Annotated in this window: 14 protein-coding genes; 8 read left to right on the top strand and 6 right to left on the bottom strand. The window is 65.2% G+C overall.

Annotated features, from left to right (window positions below):
- The first annotated feature begins 24 nt into the window (after window positions 1-24).
- Complete coding sequence (locus GEV02_RS19050) at window positions 25-495, top strand: cache domain-containing protein (RefSeq protein WP_152839448.1); 471 nt, start codon at window positions 25-27, stop codon at window positions 493-495.
- Between the two features lie 75 nt (window positions 496-570).
- Entirely contained in the window at window positions 571-924 is a 354-nt protein-coding gene (locus GEV02_RS19045) for an apolipophorin (protein ID WP_152839447.1), read from the top strand.
- A gap of 7 nt (window positions 925-931) precedes the next feature.
- On the opposite strand, the gene GEV02_RS19040 is transcribed toward GEV02_RS19045, so the two are convergent.
- From GEV02_RS19040 to GEV02_RS19025, 4 genes are all read right to left on the bottom strand, one after another.
- Window positions 932-3,082, bottom strand: a complete 2,151-nt coding sequence (locus tag GEV02_RS19040; protein ID WP_152839446.1) for a diguanylate cyclase — start codon at window positions 3,080-3,082, stop codon at window positions 932-934.
- Between the two features lie 192 nt (window positions 3,083-3,274).
- Window positions 3,275-5,098, bottom strand: a complete 1,824-nt coding sequence (locus GEV02_RS19035; RefSeq protein ID WP_152839445.1) for an ABC transporter ATP-binding protein — start codon at window positions 5,096-5,098, stop codon at window positions 3,275-3,277.
- On the bottom strand, window positions 5,088-6,842 hold the full coding sequence (locus GEV02_RS19030; RefSeq protein ID WP_152839444.1) for an ABC transporter transmembrane domain-containing protein: 1,755 nt from the start codon (window positions 6,840-6,842) through the stop codon (window positions 5,088-5,090). Before GEV02_RS19030 ends, GEV02_RS19035 begins: the two co-directional genes overlap by 11 nt.
- Before the next feature lie 102 nt (window positions 6,843-6,944).
- Window positions 6,945-7,700, bottom strand: a complete 756-nt coding sequence (locus tag GEV02_RS19025) for a phasin family protein (protein ID WP_152839443.1) — start codon at window positions 7,698-7,700, stop codon at window positions 6,945-6,947.
- 259 nt (window positions 7,701-7,959) lie between these two features.
- Between GEV02_RS19025 and GEV02_RS19020 the strand changes: the two genes are divergently transcribed.
- The 6 genes from GEV02_RS19020 to GEV02_RS18995 all read left to right on the top strand — a co-directional run bounded on the left by GEV02_RS19020 (window position 7,960) and on the right by GEV02_RS18995 (window position 14,097).
- Window positions 7,960-8,208, top strand: a complete 249-nt coding sequence (locus GEV02_RS19020; RefSeq protein WP_008451660.1) for a DUF2164 domain-containing protein — start codon at window positions 7,960-7,962, stop codon at window positions 8,206-8,208.
- Window positions 8,209-8,233: 25 nt separating this feature from the next.
- A complete protein-coding gene (locus GEV02_RS19015) occupies window positions 8,234-9,508 on the top strand; it encodes an amidohydrolase family protein (RefSeq protein WP_328595859.1) in 1,275 nt (424 codons plus the stop codon).
- Window positions 9,509-9,589: 81 nt separating this feature from the next.
- Window positions 9,590-10,111: a GNAT family N-acetyltransferase gene (locus GEV02_RS19010; protein WP_152839441.1), complete on the top strand. Its 522-nt coding sequence runs from the start codon at window positions 9,590-9,592 to the stop codon at window positions 10,109-10,111.
- Window positions 10,108-10,623 (top strand): GNAT family N-acetyltransferase, encoded by a 516-nt coding sequence (locus GEV02_RS19005; protein ID WP_152839440.1) that lies wholly within the window; start codon window positions 10,108-10,110, stop codon window positions 10,621-10,623. The genes GEV02_RS19010 and GEV02_RS19005 overlap by 4 nt, the downstream gene beginning before the upstream one ends.
- A 216-nt stretch (window positions 10,624-10,839) precedes the next feature.
- Window positions 10,840-12,477, top strand: coding sequence for a methyl-accepting chemotaxis protein (locus GEV02_RS19000; RefSeq protein WP_152839439.1), 1,638 nt, complete (start codon window positions 10,840-10,842; stop codon window positions 12,475-12,477).
- A 114-nt stretch (window positions 12,478-12,591) separates the two neighbouring features.
- Window positions 12,592-14,097 (top strand): putative bifunctional diguanylate cyclase/phosphodiesterase, encoded by a 1,506-nt coding sequence (locus tag GEV02_RS18995; RefSeq protein WP_152839438.1) that lies wholly within the window; start codon window positions 12,592-12,594, stop codon window positions 14,095-14,097.
- Here GEV02_RS18995 and GEV02_RS18990 read toward each other — a convergent pair.
- Both GEV02_RS18990 and GEV02_RS18985 read right to left on the bottom strand, forming a co-directional pair.
- Window positions 14,081-17,404 carry an alpha/beta hydrolase-fold protein gene (locus GEV02_RS18990; RefSeq protein WP_152839437.1) on the bottom strand — a complete coding sequence of 1,108 codons (3,324 nt, stop codon included), beginning with the start codon at window positions 17,402-17,404 and terminating at the stop codon, window positions 14,081-14,083. The genes GEV02_RS18995 and GEV02_RS18990 overlap by 17 nt on opposite strands.
- Window positions 17,401-19,257, bottom strand: a complete 1,857-nt coding sequence (locus tag GEV02_RS18985) for a glycoside hydrolase family 13 protein (RefSeq protein WP_152839436.1) — start codon at window positions 19,255-19,257, stop codon at window positions 17,401-17,403. The genes GEV02_RS18990 and GEV02_RS18985 overlap by 4 nt, the downstream gene beginning before the upstream one ends.
- Between the last annotated feature and the right edge of the window lie 306 nt (window positions 19,258-19,563).

Raw genomic sequence — 19,563 nt, 5'->3', positions numbered from 1 at the left:
CTATAACAACGGAGACCCACCACGATGAAACATCTGTTCCAGTTCTTTGTAGCCGCCGCACTGACCCTGAGCCTGACCGGCGCCGCCACGGCGCAGGACGCGCCCCTCAAGCGCGGCACCGCCGACGAGGCGGTGGCGATGGTCAAGCGCGCCGGCGACTACCTGCAGAAGAACGGCAAGGACAAGGCGGTGGCCGCCTTCAACGATCCCAAGGGCGACTTCATCCAGGGCGACCTGTACGTGTTCATGTTCGACAAGGCCGGCGTGGCGCTGGCGCACGGCCAGAACGCCAAGATGGTCAACAAGAACCTGATGGAGCTGAGCGCCGGCGGCGTCTATCCGATCAAGGAATTCCTCAAGATCGGCGCCAGCCCGGCCGGCAAGGGCTGGGTCAAATACATGTGGCCCAACTCGATCAGCAAAAACCTCGAAGAGAAAAACACCTACGTCGAAAAAGTCGGCGACTATGTGATCGGCGTGGGCATCTACAAATAAGCCTTCAGCCGTGCGCTGCGCGGACGTAGGGCGTTGTATGCTGTCGGAAATGTTTCATTCCCCAAGGAGACGATGATGACGGCGATGACTACGGTGCGCGGCGCGGCTGCGGCTTTGATGGTGCTGGCGCTGCTGGGCGGCTGCCAGAAGAAGGATGACAGCGTCGCCGGTCCGGCGGAGACAGCGGGCCGCAAGCTCGACCAGGCCACCGACAAGGCCGGCCGCGAACTGACCGAGGCCGCGAAACAGGCCAACCAGCAGATCACCGACGCCGCTAAGGAAACCAGCCAGCAAATCAACAAGGCCACCGACGCGGCCGGCGACAAGCTCAATCAGGCGACCGAGGAAGCCGGCAAGAAACTGGAACAGGCCGGCACCAAGATGCAGGAAAAAGCCCGCGAACGCGAAGCGTCCAGTCCAGCCAAATAACCAACCCTCAATGACCGGCCTTGTGGGCCGCGTGCTTGAGCGGCACCACATTGCTGTGCTCTGACGGCGATGGCGGCGGCGTCTCCGGATCGCCGCCCAGCACCACGCTCAGGTCCACATAACCGGCGCGCCACGCGCTCTCCAGATCCTGTTCGATCGCCTCCATCGAGGTCTGCTCGAAATTCTCGAAGCCGCGCACGCCGTAGGCGCGGTTGCGGCCGTGCGCCTTGGCCAGGTACAGCGCCATGTCCACCAGGTTGACCGCGCGCTCCCACGGCAGCGGCACGTCGGCCGGCACCAGCGGGAAGGGCGCGAAGCCCACCGACACATTCACCGAAATCTCATGCTCCTGGTAGCGGATGGCCTGCGATGAGATGCCGACCAGGATGCGGCGCGCGATCTCGTCGACGCCGTGGCGCGGGATCGCCGGCAGGAAGGCCAGGAATTCCTCGCCGCCCCAGCGCACGATCATGTCGGTCTCGCGCAGCGCGATGCGCAGGTTCTCGGCGATCATCTTCAGCACGGCGTCGCCGGCGGCGTGGCCGTAGCGGTCGTTGATGTTCTTGAAGTGGTCGACATCCAGCAGGAACAAGGCGCCGACGATATCGTCGCCATGCACCGTGCGCTTTTCCGGCTGCGCCGGGTCGGGCGGCATCATGCCGCGCATGAAGTCCTGGAAGTGGCGGCGGTTGTACAGCGAGGTCAATGGATCGAGCGTGGACTGCGCCTTCAGCTCCAGGTTCTTCACCTCCAGCTGGGCGTTGGCGTGCCGCACCTTGCGGTACAACAGCCCGACCACCATCGACGCCAGCGCAAACACCAGGGCCAGCAGCCACCACACGCGCTGCTGCAGGCGGCGGTTGTCGATCTCCGTGCCCTTGACCTGGTTCTCCTGGCTGAGCAGCTGGATCTGGCGCTGCTTCTTCTCGGCCTCGTATTTTTCCTGCAGCTCCAGCACCGATTGCTGGCGCCGTTTTTCAAACAGCTCGTTCGAGATCGCCCGTTCGCGGTGGTAGGCCGACACCGCGCCGGCCAGGTCGCCCACGCGTTCCAGCGCTTCGCCATATTCGCGCAGGGCCGCTTGCAGATCGGGCTTGTTGTTCTCCTGCTCGTAGCGCGCCATGCCGGCCTCGTACTGCTTCTTGCCCTCGGCGATGCGGCCCATGCCCAGGTAGGCCTGGCCCAGGTTGACGCGCGCGGTCGCCTCCACCGATTTGTCGTTGGTCTGCTGGGTCGAGCGCAGCGACTCGTTCGCGTACTGGGCCGCGCGCGGATAATCGTGTTCCTTCAGATAGCTGTCCGACAGGTTCACCAGCGTCATGCCTATCATGCGCTCGGCGCCCATCTTGCGTTCCAGGTCCAGGCTTTGCAGCAGCGCGCGCAGGGCGCGCTTGGGCTGGCCGGAATCGATGGCCAGGCCGTACTCGGTGTTCTTGGCGATCGCCATGCGGCCGGGCGAGTGCAGCTTCTCGGTTTCGTTCAGCAGTTCGTCGAGCGCGGTGGAGGCCTTGTCGTATTCCTTCAGCTGCGTGTACAGGTTGACCAGCGCGTTGAGGGCGCCGAACAGCATCACCGGATCGTCCGTCACCTGGCGGGCGGTATCGACGCCGTTCTGCAGCTTGACCAGCGCGGCGGGGAAGTTGCCCATTTCAGCGTAGGCCTGGCCGACGGTGACTTCGATCTGCGAACGCAGCGCCAGGTTGGTGCTGGTGGCCGCGAGCTTTTCGGCGTCGAAGACCATCTGGTGCGAGGCATCGACTTCGGCGCGGTCGAACAGCACATAGCTCTTGGCCATCAGGCCCTTGGCTGTGATGGAGTCGTCGTGCAGCGATTTGCCGTAGGCGATCAGGCGGTCGGCGGCGGCCATGGCGGCGTCGTTCTTGCCGGCGCGCATATTGGCCACGCTCAGCTGGTTGAACAGTTCGGCCTGGGTGGCGGGCGGTGCGCCGGCCGCCTCGGATTGCAGTCTGAGCAGCGTCGTCAGCGCCTGGTCCGGCACGAAGCGGCTTTGTTCGCGGGCCTCGATGATGCGCGGGTACAGCGAAGAGGGATCGGCCTGCGCGCCGGCCAGCAGCGGCGACAGGGCGAGTGCCACGGCGACCGCTATGGTGCGCGGTCTTGCGCGGACCAGCCCCCAGCCATTTCTGAAACCTGCCAACGGACGCTCCCGGTTGTCAATTGCACGTGCAAAGTGTCTAGACAATTATATTCTTGTTGCAGCCGAGAAAGCCCGTGAAAACGTGATTTTTGACGTAAAACCGCACATATTCTGTGGCGCGGATGTCAACTATGTGATCGATATTGCCAGTCAGATAGAAATGCTTTTAGCAATGTTGTCGGATCGTGCATGCTAGGCTGCCAACTGCTGCAACAGGTAGAGGCGCTGGTACAGGCCGCCGTCTATCTGCATCAGCTGCTCGTGCGCGCCGGTTTCGGCGATGCGGCCGTGATTGAGCACGATGATGCGGTCGGCGTCGCGGATGGTCGACAGGCGGTGGGCGATGGCGATCACCGTCACCTTGCCGCGCAGTTCGTCGAGCGCGGTCTGCACGATCTGCTCGGTCTGCGAATCGATGTGCGAGGTGGCTTCGTCCAGCAGCAGGATGCGCGGCGTGCCGGCCAGCGCGCGGGCGATGGCGACCAGCTGTTTCTGGCCCACCGACAGGCGCGAGCCGCCTTCGCCCAGCGCGGTGTCGTAGCCCTGGTCCAGCGCGGCGATGAAGTCGTGCGCGTGGGCGGCGCGCGCCGCCGCTTCGATCTGCGCCTGGCTCAGGCCGCGGCCCATGTCGATGTTTTCGCGGGCGGAGGCGGCCAGCAGGAAGGGGTCTTGCGGCACCAGGCCTACTTCGGCGCGGAAGCGGTCGTTGGGGATGGCGTCCAGCGGCACGCCGTGGATGGCGATGCTGCCGTGGCGCGCCGGGTAGAAGCGCAGCAGCAGCGACAGCAAGGTGGACTTGCCGCTGCCGGTGTGGCCGACGATGCCGATGAAGGCGCCTTGCGGGATCTCCAGCGACAGGTCGTGCAGCACCGGCTGGCCTTCGTTGTAGGCGAAGTTGAGGTGGCGGATGGCGACCGCCGCGGCATTGCCCTCGTCATTGCCGTTGCTGCCGTCGTTGGCGGCGGCGCGCTCGGCGGCCAGGCCGGCGGCGTGTTCCGGCGCGGCGTGCTCGGTGGCGGTGGCCTCGTCCAGCAGCGTGGCCACGCGCGCGGTGGCCACCACCGATTGCTGCAACTGGCTGAACTGCATGGTGATCTGGATCAGCGGCTCGATCACGCGCGCCAGGTAGCTGATGAAGGCGTACAGCACGCCCACTTCGGCGGCCGTCATCTCGCGCTGGCCGAACAGGTAGATCACGGCCGCCAGCAGGATGATGTTGAACATGTCCAGCGCCGGCCGCAGCAGCCAGGCGTTGGCGCGCAGCTCGGACAGGCGGGCCGTGTAGTGGCCCTGGTTGGTGGCGGCGAAGCGCTTGCCGAAGCGGGCCTCGGCGTTGTTCGCCTGCAGCACGCTCATGCCGCCTATCGATTCGGCCATCTGGCCGTTGATGTCGCTGCGCAGCGCGCGGGCGCGGGTCACGGCCGGCGCGCTCCAGCGCTGGTACAGCCAGACGATCAGCAGCACCGCCGGCAGCAGCGCCAGCACGATCAGCATCAGATGCCAGTCCAGCCAGGCCATGGCCGCCACGGTGCCGATCAGGACGATGGTGGAGTCGAGCATCACGAACAGCACCTGGATGTACAGGGTCTTGACGGCCTCGGTGTCGTTGGTCACGCGCGAGACCAGCTGGCCGGTGATGGCGCGGTCGAAGAAGGCCATCGGCAGCAGCAGCACGTGGGTGTAGACCATCTCGCGCAGCCGCATCACCGAGCGCATCGCCAGGCCGGACAGGCGCACCAGTTGCAGGTAGCGCAGGCCGCTGGCGATCCAGCCGGTCAGCACCACGCCGGCCAGCAGGCCGGCCATGCGCGGCCAGTCGAGGTGGTGCGGCAGCAGGTGTTCGTCGATCAGCGCCTTGCCCATGATGGGGCCCATCACTTCCAGCAGCGCGGCCAGCACCAGCCACATGACGGCCCAGCCCAGGTGGTGCTGGTCGGGCAGGGCGGCGCGGCGCAGCAGGGAGAACGCCTGCCAGGTCTGGCGGCGCGCGGAAATCTGTTCAGGCTTAGTCGGCATCGAGACTGGCTTCCAATTGTTGATAGCGCCACTGGCTGGCGTACCAGCCGTCCTGCTCCAGCAGTTGTTCGTGGCTGCCGGTTTCGCTGATGCGGCCGTCGCGCAGGACCACGATCAGGTCGGCGTCGACCACGGCGCTCAGGCGGTGGCTGGCGATGACGGCGCTGCGGCCGTGGCGCGCCTGGCGCAGTTCTTCCAGGTGCTGGAGGATGCGCGTTTCGGTGCCGGTGTCGACGGCGGACAGGGCGTCGTCCAGCAGCAGCAAGTCGTTATCGGCCAGCAGCGCGCGGGCGATGGCCACGCGCTGGCGCTGGCCGCCGGACAGCGTGATGCCCTTCTCGCCGACCTCGGTCTCGTAGCCCTGCTGGAATTGCAGGATGTCGTCGTGGATGGCGGCCAGCGTGGCTGCGTGTTCGATCTGGGCGCGGGTGGCGTCGGGACGGGCCAGCGCGATGTTGTCGGCGATCGAGGCGGAGAACAGGAACGATTCCTGCGGCACCCAGCTGATGGCGGCGCGCAGCGCCTGCAAGCGGTAGTCGGCCAGCGCGTGGCCGCTCCAGCGCACGCTGCCCGATTGCGGCGTCAGCTGGCGCAGCAGCACGCGCAGCAGCGTCGACTTGCCGCAGCCGGTGGGGCCGACCAGGCCGAGGGTCTGGCCCGGCTTGAGTTCCAGCGTGATGCCGCTGAGCGCGGGCGCGCTCTGGCCGGAGTAGGCGTAGCTGACGTTGTGCAGCGTCAGCGCGCCCGGCGCGATGGTGTCCAGCCTGCCGTGGTCGTCGATCGCCAGCGGGGCGTCCAGCATCGGTTGCAGGCGCTGCCAGGCGGCCTTGCCGCGCTCGATCAGCGACAGCACCCAGCCGGCCGCGAACATCGGCCAGATCAGCTGGCCGAGATACATGGTGAAGCTGGTCAGCGCGCCGATGGTCAGCTGCTGCTGCCAGACCAGATAGCCGCCCAGGCCCAGCGTCAGGCCGCCGGCGGCGGTCAGCGTCAGGCCGACGGCCGGTTCGTAGGCCGCTTCCCACACCTGGGCGCGCAGGCTGGCGTTGGACGCTTGCTGCGCCAGCTCGCCGAATTGCGCGGCGCTGCGCTGTTCCAAGCCCAGCGCGCGCAGCGTGCGTACGCCGGACAGGGTTTCCTGCACATGGTCGTTGAGGGCGCTGAAGCGCTTGAGCGAATCGGTGGAGGCGGTGTGGATATGGCCGGAGATGTACCAGAACGCCCACGCCATCAGCGGGAACGGCAGCAGCGCGATGCAGGCCAGGCGCCAGTCGACGCCGAGCAGCATCACGCCCAGCACCATCACCAGCGTCAGCGCGCCGTCGAAGCCGGCCAGCATGGCTTCGCCGGCAGCCATTTCGATGGCGTCGATATCGTTGGTGGCCAGCGCCATCAGGTCGCCGGTGCGCTGGCGCTGGTAGAACGCTGGGCCTTGCAGGGTGAGGCGGGTGTACAGGCGGGTGCGCAGCGAGACGCCGAGCCGGTAGGCGGCGCCGTACAGGATCTGGCGCCAGGCGACGCGCAGGAAATAGATGCCGGCGCCGATCAACAGCAGTGCGCCGATTTCTTTCAGCAGGGCGTCGTCGCCCAGGGTGTGGCCGGCCAGGCCGTCGATCATGGCGCCGACTTTGCGCGGCACCCAGATGGAGAGGATGGCCACGCCGGCCAGCATGGCGCCGGACACGGCGTAGGCACGGCTGTGCTGGCGCACGAAGCCGCCGATCAATCCGGAAAGTTTAGACATGTTGCCTCGGAATAGCGCTTAGCCCGCTAGGATACAACATGCCGAGGAAGTCCGTCGTCCGTGGCCCTTCCAATTCCTACATGAAAATAAAACTCAGGCGTCTTACTTCTTGGCTTTGTTGCTGCTCAGCATGTCGAGCTGCTTGCCGGTGGGCTTGGCCTTGGCCGACGGTACGGATTTCAGTTCGGGCTTGCTTTCGGCGACGGCGGCTACCGGCTTCGGTGGCGGCGCCGGGAACGCAGGCTTGGCGGCCGGGGCTTTGGCTTCGACCGGGGCCGGCGCTTCGTCCACAGGCGCGGCTTTTGGCTTGGCGACGACCTTGGCGGCCTTGGCTTCCTCGGCGACCGCTTCGTTGGCAGGTGCTTGTGCTGCGGTAACCACGACTGGCGGCTCAACCACCACCGGCGCGGCCGGTGCAACAGCGACCGGGGGGGCGGCAACTGGAGGCTTGGCGACCGGCGCTGCTGGCGGCAAGGCCTTGACGGCATTTTTCACCGCCGTCACCGGCGCGGCGGCCAGGTCGGACACTTGCTTGATGGTGTGCTGGGCGGACTGAATCAGCTCGCTCTGAACATCGGAAGCGATGCTGTACAGCTGGCGGCCATAGGACAGCAGGTTGTCGAAGCTGGCCGGTTCGGCGGTGCTCAGGCTGAAGAATTCACGCGGGTCTTTCGCTTCGAGCAGCTTTTTCGCGGCGGCCGACGATTTTTCCACCGAAGCCTTGGTGGTGCTGATGTTCAGCGCGATGACCTTTTCCGCGCTATCGACGGCGGTGCTGGCAAACGTGTTGAAGATCTTGAATTGGGCTTCCAACTGGGACTTCGTAGCTGCGGAAAACTGTTCGGTGATCGAAGACATGGTTTCTCCTGGGACGATTAGAATGTCGGCAAAGCTGTGCACGCTGCGCGCAATATGATGCATTGCAATAAGCCCATTCTAGCGGTGAAAGTTGGGCTTGGAAAGTTATTTTTTCTGCCATGTCGCAAAGCTCGCAACAAGGAAAAATGCTGCGTGGACATTATCTGCATCGTTCTTGATGCAACGCAATACGCGGCGGTGGAAAAGTCTGAATTAGTGCGCCGCAACAAGATGCGCAATCAATTGAAAAAGGGAATACATGGCCATCAAACTGAACAAGGAAGTCGAACAACGCCTGCTGGGATCGATCCAGCGCTACTGCGCCGCCAACATGGACGAGGAGGTCGGCGAACTCAAGGCGAAGCTGCTGCTCGATTTTTGTTTGCGCGAAATCGGCCCGTCTGTCTACAATCAGGCCATCCTCGACGCCCAGGCGGCGATGCAGGACAAGATCGCGGAGATCGAAACGGTCTGCTACGAGTCGGAGTTTTCATACTGGAAGAAATAAGCCGGGAGCGCGGATGGATGCGGTGATCGAGACGGTAATACGGAACGCCAACCTGGCCGACGGACAACGGGGCGTCGATGTCGCCATCGATAAAGGCCGCATCACCGCCATCGGCGCCGCGCTGCCGCTGCGGGGCGCGCAGGAAATCGACGCCGGCGGCGACTTACTGAGCGCGCCGTTTGTCGACGCCCATTTCCACATGGACGCCACGCTGAGCTACGGCCTGCCGCGCGTCAACGCCTCCGGCACGCTGCTCGAAGGCATCGCGCTGTGGGGCGAGCTGAAGCCCCACCTGACCCAGCAGGCGCTGGTCGAGCGCGCCATGCAGTACTGCGACTGGGCCGCCGCGCGCGGCTTGCAGGCGATCCGTTCCCACGTCGATATCTGCGACGACCGTCTGCTGGCGGTCGAGGCGCTGCTGGAAGTCAAGCGCCTGGCCGCGCCTTACCTGGATCTGCAACTGGTGGCGTTCCCGCAGGACGGCCTGCTGCGCAGCCCTACCGCGCTGGCCAACCTCAAGCGAGCGATTGCCATGGGCGTGGACGTGGTCGGCGGCATCCCGCACTTCGAACGCACCATGGCCGACGGCGCCGAATCGGTACGCATCCTGTGCGAGTTCGCCGCCGAACGCGGCCTGATGGTGGACATGCATTGCGACGAGTCGGACGATCCGCTGTCGCGCCATATCGAAACGCTGGCCTGCCACAGCCACCGCCTCGGCCTGCACGGCCGCGTGGCCGGTTCGCACCTGACCTCCATGCATTCGATGGACAACTACTACGTCAGCAAGCTGCTGCCGCTGATACGCGAGGCCGGCGTGGCGGCGATCGCCAATCCGCTCATCAACATCACCCTGCAGGGCCGCCACGACAGCTATCCCAAGCGGCGCGGCATGACGCGGGTGCCGGAGCTGATGGCGGCCGGCGTCGAAGTCGCCTTCGGCCACGACTGCGTGATGGACCCGTGGTACAGCCTGGGCTCGGGCGACATGCTGGAGGTGGCGCACATGGGCCTGCACGTGGCGCAGATGACCGGCCAGGATGCGATGCGCGCCTGCTACCAGGCGGTGACGGCGGCGCCGGCCCGCATCCTCGGCCTGCGCGACTACGGCGTGGCGGCCGGCTGCCATGCCGACCTGGTGCTGCTGGACGCGGCCGATCCGGTGGAGGCGATCCGCCTGCGCGCGGCGCGGCGCATGGTGATGCGGCGCGGCACGGTGATCGCCGAGTCGCCGCGCGCGCAAGCACGGCTGAGTTTGCCGGGCAGGCCGCAGCAGGTGGATTTCCGGCTGGGCCGATGAGCCCGGCGGCGCCAGCGCAAGCTGGACTTGCCATCGGAAATCCATGACAATTGAACATTGTTTAATCCGCCTGGAGCTGCCTTGAAAGAAATCGCCATCCGCCCCGCCACGGAAGCCGACTTCGGCGCCATGTGGGAAATCTTCCAGCAATTGATCGCCAGCGGCGACACCTATTATTTCGCCGCCAACACCAGCCGCGAAGATTGCCATGCCTATTGGTTCGGCCCCGGCGTGCAATCGTACGTGGCCATCCTCAACAGCGAGCGGCTGGTCGGCATGTACCGGCTGATCGCCAACCAGCGCGACCGCGGCGCCCACGTGGCCAACGCTTCCTTCATGGTCAGCCCAGCCGCGCAGGGCATAGGCGTGGGCAAGCTGCTGGGCGGCGACTGCCTGGACCGCGCCCGTTCGCAAGGCTATCTGGCGATGCAGTTCAACTACGTGGTCAGCTCCAACGTGCCGGCCGTGCTGCTGTGGAAGAAGCTCGGCTTCTCCATCGTCGGCACGCTGCCGCGCGCCTACTATCATGCCCACCTCGGCTACGTCGACGTCTACGTCATGTACCAGTTGCTGGACGATCCTTCGCATTGGCCCGACGCATGAAAATACTGGACACCGAACGCCTGACGCTGCGCACCATCACCCCTGACGATGCCGGCTTTTATTACGACCTGGTCAATGACCCCACCTGGCTGGAGTTCATTGGCGACAAAGGCATCCGCAGCATCGAGGGCGCGCGCGACGCCATCATCGAAGGGCCCTGCGCGATGCAGGAGCGGCTCGGACATTCGCTGTACGTGATGGAGCGCAAGAGTGACGGCGTGGCGCTGGGTTTGTGCGGCCTCATCAAGCGGGACGAACTGGACCACGTCGACATCGGCTACGCGATCCGCCCTGCCTGGTTCGGCATGGGCTACACCTACGAGGCGGCCGTCGCGGTGGTGGCCTATGCGCGCGATACGCTGCGCATGCGCTGCCTGCTGGGGCTGACGGACCCGGGCAACATCAACTCGATCCGCCTGCTGGCAAAACTCGGCCTGGCGTTTGTCGAACTGCGCACGCTGCCGCCGCGTGACCGTCCTAGCAATATTTACCGCATCGATTTCCCGAACTAATGCTGTCGACCTGTTGCAATGGTGGGAATTCGATAGAATTTTACCGGCCCGCGCTTGGATTTTTTTGTGCCTGAGCGCATGATGGACCCAAAGAATTAAAAGTTGCTTGTTCCCTAGAAAACGGAACCAATTCAAAAATATAAGCCACGTGATGGCGGTGGGAGACACCGCTACGACCATCTTGTACGTATTGAATTTTTACCGAAAGGGAAACTTATGAAACTCGCCAATCTCAAGATAGGCGTGCGGTTGGGCATGCTGGGCGCCTTCTTCTTTGTGGCATTGGCCATCGTCGCCACCGGCGGCTGGCGCGCCCTGGACGGCAGCAATGTACGCAGCGCCGACGCCATGCAGCGCATGCAGGCCATGACCGAAGCCGTCGACGTGGCGCGCGGCGCCCAGGTCGAATTCAAGATCCAGGTGCAGGAGTGGAAGAACACTCTGCTGCGCGGCAACGACCCCGCCAATTTCGACAAATACAGCAAGGCCTTCGTCAAGGGCGGCGAGACCACGCGCGCCGAGCTGCAAAAGCTGAAGGCGCTGCTGGCCAAGCTGGACCTCAAGACGCCGCTGGTCGACGAAGCCGTCGCCACCCAGAGCGAGCTGGTGACGCGCTACATGGCGGCGCTGCAAAAATACGATAGCGCCAACCAGGACAGCGCCCATGTGGTCGATGCGCTGGTCAAGGGCATGGACCGCGAACCCACCAAGAAAATCGACGAGATCGTCACCTTCATCGGCAAGGAATCGCATCGGCTGATGGTCGAGATGGAAGAAGAGAACAAGGTGGCGCACGGACGGGCGATGATGGCCATGGGCATCACGCTGCTGGTGACGCTGGTGGTCGGCGTCGCCACCGTAATGTGGCTGATCAAGAGCATCACCGTGCCGCTGAACGAGGCGGTCGAGATGGCGGAGACCGTGGCCGCAGGCGACCTGAGCAGCGAAGTGCGGATCAGCAGCACCGACGAGATCGGCGCGCTGCTGGCGGCGCTCAAGCGCATGCAGGGCAATCTGAGCAATATCGTTGGCAAGGTTCGTATCGGCACCGACGCCATCCACGGCGCGTCCAAGGATATCGCCGCCGGCAATCTCGACCTGTCCAGCCGCACCGAGGAACAGGCCAGCTCGCTGGAGGAAACCGCCGCCGCGATGGTCGAGCTGACCACCACCGTGCAGCAGAATAACGCCAACGCGGCCGAGGCCTGCAAGCTGGCCGACACCGCCTCCGCCGTGGCTGCCAAGGGCGGCGACGCGGTCGAACAGATGGTGCGTACGATGGGCTCGATCAATGAATCGTCGCGCAAGATTGTCGACATCATCGGCGTGATCGACGGCATCGCCTTCCAGACCAACATCCTGGCGCTGAACGCGGCGGTGGAAGCGGCGCGGGCAGGCGAGCAGGGACGTGGCTTCGCGGTGGTGGCGTCGGAAGTGCGCAACCTGGCGCAGCGCTCGGCTGCGGCGGCCAAGGAGATCAAGGAGCTGATCGGCGATTCGGTCGGCCGCGTGGAGGCCGGCAGCAAGCTGGTCGGCCAGGCCGGCGAGACCATGGGGGAGGTGGTGGCCAGCGTGCAGCGCGTGACCGCCATCATCGGCGAAATCTCGATCGCCAGCGTCGAACAGCGCGACGGCATCGAACAGATCAGCATCGCCATCAACCAGATGGACAGCGTGACCCAGCAGAATGCCGCGCTGGTCGAAGAAGCCGCCGCTGCGGCCGACGCGATGGAGCAGCAGGCCGCCAGTCTGGCGGAAGCGGTCAGCGTGTTCAAATTGCAGGAGCAGCGCCAGCCGGCCCATGTGGCGGCGCCGGTGCAGCGGCGCCTGTTGCAGATGGCGGGACAGGCCTGAAGGAACGCCATGCCCGTTTGACGCCGCTCAAGCGCCGGCGCGAACGGGCTTGGATCTGCTGAGTCATCCACTATGATTCCCTCTTCCCCGGTGCACCGGATGGAGAGGGACAGCATGAACAGCCTATTGCCGGTGCTGGCCGGCATCGCACTCAGTCTGCTGGCGCTGTGGTACGGCGAGGTGCGGGTACGCGCCTTGCGTACCCGCTGCGCGCAATTGCAGTCCACACTGGAATCCCATCGTGAAGCGGAAATACGGCTCGACTACATCGCCCATCACGACAGCCTGACCGGCCTGCCCAACCGCCTGCAATGCCAACTACAGCTGGAACACGGCATCGCCTACGCGCGCCGCCACGGCAGCCTGCTGGCCGTGCTGTTCGTCGACATCGACCACTTCAAGGCCATCAACGACAACCTCGGCCATGACGCCGGCGACCAGGTGCTGGTGCAGTTCGCGCAGCGTCTGCGGCGCTGCGTGCGCGAGGTCGACACCGTGGCCCGCCAGGGCGGCGACGAGTTCATCGTGCTGCTGACCGAGTTGCGCGCCGCCCAGGATGCGCAGCAGGTGGCCGACAAGATCGTCGCCGCGATCGCCGAGCCTTTCCTGGTCCATGGCGATACGCTGGCGGTGGCCGCCAGCATCGGCATCGCCGTCTATCCCGACGACGATGCCGACACCGAAGCGCTGCTGGAGAAGGCCGACCTGGCGATGTACGCGGCCAAGCAGCGCGGCCGCGGCGCCGGGCTGCGCTTCGCGCCCAGCATGCAGGCCAAGGCGTATTCGCGGGTGGTGCTGGAGACGGCGCTGCGCCACGCGCTGGAACACGACGAGTTCGTGCTGAGCTACCAGCCCAAGCTGAACCTGAACGAACAGAAAATCTCCGGCGTCCGGGCGCTGCTGCGCTGGCACCATCCGGAGCTGGGGTTGGTGATGCCGCCGGACTTCCTGCCGATACTGGAGGAGAGCGCGCTGATCCTGCCGGTGGGCGAGTGGACGATGGCGACCGCCGCCAGGCAGGCGCGGCGCTGGATGGAGCTGGGCCATCCGCTGACGGTGTCGGTGCACCTGTCGCCGCGCCAGTTCTACCAGAAGGATATCGCCCGCACCTTTGCCGCCATCCTGCACGAGGCCGGCCTGCCGGGGCGCTACATCGAGCTGGAAATCAGCGAGGGCATGTTGATCGACAAGAACCAGAACTGCGAGGCCGTGCTGCGCCAGTTCAAGCAGCTGGGCATGCGTATCTCGATCAGCGATTTCGGCACCGGTTATGCGTCGCTGAACTATCTGCGGCGCTTCCCGGTGGATCTGGTGAAGATCAACAAGTCCTTCATCGACGACCTGCGGCGCGCCGCCCAGCAGCCGACCGATCGCCGCGGCGACGGCCGCGCGGCGGACGAGGGGGCGATGGTGCGCGCCATCATCGCCATGGCGCACACGCTGAACATGCGGGTGATCGCCGGCGGCGTCGAGACCGGCGACCAATTGATCCAGCTGGCGGCGATGGGCTGCGACGAAGCGTTCGGTTTTTGCCTGAGCGCGGCCGTCTCGGCGGACGAGCTGGAAGCGCTGCTGCTGGGGCGCTGGCTGCAGCCGGCGCCGGTCAGCGCTGACGGCTAGCCGGGAAGAACCACGCCAGCGGCCGTTCCACCCGCGCCGCCCACGAACGTTCGTTGTGGATGGCGGCGTCGGCCGAATAGAAGTACAGGTCTTCGTTCAAGCGGTAGCCCTGGGCCAGCATGGCGTCGCGCATTTTCAGCGTCTGCTCGATGCCGTCGTCGTCGGTGCCGGCGTCGAGGTAGAACTTGACCGGCTGGCGGGCCGGCACCTTGGCGATGAACTCGCCGCGATTCCACCAGAACGAACTCGACACGCCTGCGGCGCGGGAAAACACGTCCGGACGGTGCTGCGCGATGTAGACCGAGGCGATGCCGCCCAGCGAGGAACCCATGATGGCGGTGTGTTCGCGGTCCGGCAGCGTGCGCAGGTTGGCGTCGGCCCACGGCTTGACGGTGTCGACGATGAAGGCCATGTAGGCATCGAGCTTGCCGCCGCCGTATTGCGGATCGCAGCAGGGCGTGTATTCGGCCATGCGGTCGCCGGTGTTGTCGATGCCGACCACGATGGCTGGCGCGATGGTGTGGTTGGCGATCAGGCGGTCCATGGTGGTGCCGATTTCCCAGGCCGCGCCGTAGGCGGCGGTGCGGGCGTCGAACAGGTTCTGGCCGTCGTGCATGTAGAGCACAGGGTAGCGCTGCTGCGGCTGGGCGTCGTAGCCGGGCGGCAGATAGATGCGCAGGTTGCGGCTGTTGCCCAGCTGCGGCGAAGCGATCTGCTCGACGATGCGTACCGTGCCGGCCGGCGGCAGGGCAGGGATGGCCGCAACGCCGCCGATCGCCGCTGTGTTGCCACTCGTCGTACCGCCACCCGCCACCGAGCCTCGCGGCAACGGCATGATGCGAACGCCGTGCAGATCGAAGCGGTTCGACGGTCCTCTGACGCCGCCCGCATCGCCATAGCTGGCGTTACTTTGCAGGTAGCTCATGTTGTAGAAATCGCTGAGCTCCATGCGGTAGCTGCCCGCCTTGAGTTCCGCCTTCAACGGCGTCGACCACGACGGCCCTGCGCTCGCGGGCGAATGCGGCAACTGCACCACGCCCTGCGCAACGATGCCGTCCTGGCTATTCTTGAGCACCATCCACTTCACGCCACCGCTGATGCCCAGGTTGATCTGGTGCGCGGTGTTGCGGTATTGGAGCTGCAAAGCATAGCTGCCATCGCGCTCGACCTTGATGTCCGGTACCGACAGCGTATCGGCCGGCGCGCCCCAACCTGCGATGCGGCCATCGGCGACGGCAATCTCCACGCCCTTGTCCAGGCATTGCGGCGCGCTGTGATGGCTGCGGTTGCCGGAGCCGGTGTACATCGCCTCGACGGCGTAGCACAGATTGCCGCTCTCGCCCATCGACGGCGCGCGACGATCGGCCCAGGTCTTCGCGGTGACGCGCTGCGCCGCCAGCTTGCCGTTGCGATAGATGTTGTAGACCACGCCCTTGGCAGCGCCGTCGAGATGCAGCGTAGGAAAACCGTAAGTGCCGCGTTCCAGCTTGACGATGCGCGCCTCCTGCGGCGCGTACACCGTCGGATCAACCGCCAACGGCTGCGCGCTGACGCTGTGCTTGACCTGTTGCCCGGCCATCAGCTTGCCGAGGCGGATCTCGATGACATTGTCCTCGGCCAGCGCCGACCAGGCCAGCGTGGCGGCGACGGGCTTGCCGTTCAGCGCCACCGATGCGACTTCGTAGTAGCCATCGCCGGCCGACGCGGGCGGCAGCGACAGCCGCACCTGCAAGCGCTTGCCGCGCAGCCCAAGATTGCTGAGCGTGACCGCATCGCTGCCCGCGAACGCCACGCGCCGCAGCTTGGCCGTCACGAAGGGATGCAGCGCGATGCCGTCATCGGTGGTCTGCACGCCGAACACGCCGCCGACCACCATGCCGAGATACGCGCCGACCGACCACAGCTGTCGCCGCGAATCCATCACCGGCCCGCTCAAATCGCCCTGCGGCTGCTGGTCCTTCAGCATCGGCTGGCCGGACAGCCACTCCAGGTTTTCCATATTGGACAGGTTGAGCGCCGCGCCGCGCATCAGCGACTCGTAGGCCGCATCGGCGACGGCCACATTGCCCGTCATGGCGGCGGCCTTCAAACCGTAGGCCGTCACGAACGGCCACAAGGTGCGATTGTGATAAATCGCCACGCCCGGCTGCTGCGGATAAATCACCGGCGCCCCCATCGGACCATGCGGGTAATGCGCCAGGATGCTCTCGGCCTGCTTGCGGTCGGCGATGCCGGTGACGATCGCCAGCGACTGCCCCAGCCAATCGTACTTGTACATCGCCGCGCCGTCGAAATGCCCGGCCGTCATGCTGCTGTACATGCCCGCGTCGGCCTGCCACAGACGCTGGTTGATGGCGCGCTTCAGGTCCGCCGCCCACGTAGCGTAGCGGTCGGCCAGCGCCGCATTGCCTTGCTCCCGCGCCAGCTGCGCGGCCAGCGTCAGCGCCTTGTAGTGGCCGGCGTTGGTGGACAAGGCCTTCGACGACGCCATGCTGGCCAGATCATCCGATATCCAGCGCGCGTAGCTTTGCTCGCGCCAGTCGAGGAAGGATTGTTCGCCGTTGTACAAGCCGTCGGCCGCATCGTAGGCGGCCAGCCTGTCATTCTCCAGCGTGTTGGACAAGGCCCGCAGCGCGGTCGCCGCGAAGGCCTTGCGCTCGTCAGGCGCCAGCGCCTTCAAGGCTTCGTCCGCGCCGAAGGCCCAGCTCACGCGGTCCGTGCTGACCGGCCAACTGCCGCCGCTGCCGGTGTCCTGGATGATCTGCAAACCGTCGGCGCTGCCGGCGACGTGCGCGCCCGGCCGCACACCGTCGCGATAGCCGGACAGCTTGAACTCCAGCGAATTGCGCACGCGGCGCGGATCCAGCATGCCCAGTCCCAGCGAGGCCGCGTAGGACAGGTCGCGCGTCCACACATAGTTCCACAGCTCGCCCGTCTCGAAGCAGTTGCAGGAAATGGGCTTGCCGCCGTTGTAGCTGCCGTCGCGGATCTCGCCGACCGAGTCCTGTTTCATCTCCAGCCCGGCCAGCGTGAACAGCGCGTCGAAGCCCAGGTTGCCGCTGCGGACACTCGGCTGTCCCGGCGCTTCCGCGTAGCTTATCTCCTGCTTGCCGCCTTCGCGCACGCGCATGGTGGACGATTGCGTGTAGCTGCGCTGCGGCGCGCTGGCGTCCGGCGTGGCGTAGCGTACGGTCTCCTGCTTGCCATCCCAGGTTGGATAGCTGGTGCTGAGCGTAGTGGCTGCCAGCGCGGGCAGTGTGAACAGCGCCAAGGGCAGGGCGCCGAGGCGGCGACGGGGCAATCTCATTGTTCGATCTCCAGTATCAGCGCCGAGCGTGCCGGCAGGGTGACTTCGCCATCGAGCGTCACGCGCTTGCCGCTGACGACATCGACACCTGCGCGCACGCCGGTCAGCATCTCGTGAAAGCGCGCGGTTTTCAGCACGGTGTCGGTGCTGTTCTTGTTGAAGGCCACCATGACCTTGCGCGTGCCATCGTAGCGGAAGTAGACGTAGGTGTTGTGCTCAGGGCCGTAGTGCATCATCTTCCCGTGATGGATCACGGACGCGCCCTTGCGCCAGTTGAGCAGCTTCTTCACATACGCCTGCGCGGCCGCCTGCTGCGCGCTCAGGCCCGCGCCGGTGAAGGCGTTGACGACGTCGCCGCGCCAGCCGCCGGGGAAGTCGTGGCGGTAGGAGGCATCGTCGCGGCCCTTGGTGGTGCTGGTCATCTGCACCTCTGTGCCGGCGTAGAACTGCGGGATGCGCGGCGCCGTCGCCACGAAGGCCATCGCCATGCGGAACAAGCCATCATCTGCATTCAGCTCGCTGTAGAGGCGCGACACATCGTGGTTGCCTTCGAATAGCACCAGGTTGCCGGCGTTCGGATACAGATAATCCTGCGACAGCGTTTCGTACAGATTCGTCAGGCTGTACTCGGCGCCGTCCGGTGCGGCCAGCGCGCGGCGCAAGGTGTAGGTCAGCGGGAAGTCCATCATGCTCGGCATGTGCGAGACGTAGCCGTTGAAGTTCTGCTTGCCCTCCTGCCAGAACGCGACCACGGGGATCAGAGGGCTCCATTCCTCGCCCACCAGGTTCAGCTTGGGGTACTCGGCCATCACACTGCCCGACCAGCGGCTGAGGAAATCGGTATCGGAATAGCCGTAGGTATCGACCCGAAGCCCGGACAAGCCCGCGTACTCGATCCACCAGATATCGTTTTGAATCAGGTAGGTCGCCACGTACGGGTTGGCCTGGTTCAGGTCCGGCATGTCTTCGACAAACCAGCCCTGGGTGAAGTTGCGCTTGTCCTCGCTGGAGGCGTACGGGTCTTGCACCGCCACGCGATGATGCTCGGTCGGCACGAACTTGCCCTGATAGGTCAGCCAGTCCGGCATCGGCATGTCCTGCATCCACCAGTGCTTGCTGCCGATGTGGTTGAGCACCACGTCCTGGATCACGCCCAAACCCTTGGCGCGCGCCTGTGCGACAAAGCTGCGATATTCCTCATTGCTGCCGTAGCGCGGATCGATGCGGTAATGGTCGGTCGTCGCATAGCCGTGATAGGAGTAGGCAGGCGAGTTCGACTCCAGCAACGGCGTCGGCCAGACGGTGGTGAAGCCCATCGCGGCGATGTAGTCCAGATGGTCGGCCATGCCGCGGATGTCGCCGCCGTGGCGGCCCGAGGGGGCGCTGCGGTCGGCGCGTTCGCTCATGTCGGCTGCGTTGTCGTTGGATGGATTGCCGTTGGCAAAACGATCCGGCATCACTTCATAGATGGCGTCGCTGCTGTTGAAGCCGGCGCGCTGGGCCGAACCGGCCGCCCGCGCCAGCAAGGTGTAGTTGTAGCGGAGGGACTGGCTGCCGCGCTTGAACACCAGGTCCATCGCGCCTGGCGCCGCGTCGGGCGCGATCTCCAGGTTGATGAACAGGTAGTTCTGGTTGGCGACCCGCGCCACCGAGGCAATCCGCACGCCGGGGTAGGCCAGCGTCGGCTCCAGGTCGGCGATATGCGGCCCGTGCACCATCAGTTGCAGCGTGCTGTTGCGCATGCCGGTCCACCACAGCGGCGGGTCCATGTGGTCGATGCGGTAGTCCGGGGCGGCGTGCGCCCAAACCGGAAGCAGGCTCGCCAGCAGCGCCGCCAGGATGGTGTTCTTCATGCAATCTCCTTGTGTGGGTAAGTAGTCGTACTACAAACCTTTATTTTTCTGGCTTGCCGGCCATTTCTGTTGATTTTGCTAGAGAATACTCTCAAAGCCCAGCCTTATCAAACCATCATAATTTAGTCGAAATACAGGGATTTTGTAATTTTTCAGCCCATATTGTTTTTTCGGCCAAAAATGTCCCGCCTGACGCCCCGGACGGACCCGATGGCGTGGCGTTTGGTTTCATAAACAAGTGGTTCTATCGTCAAATCTGTAGTTCTACTACAAGCCCGTAGTGCTTGCTCTGTAGCCGAAATACAA

This window comes from Rugamonas aquatica, from assembly GCF_009380215.1.
Classification (GTDB): Bacteria; Pseudomonadota; Gammaproteobacteria; order Burkholderiales; family Burkholderiaceae_D; genus Rugamonas; species Rugamonas aquatica_B.
The sequence above is the reverse complement of the archived record's forward strand: the minus strand, read 5'-3'. Positions and strand labels throughout refer to the sequence as shown.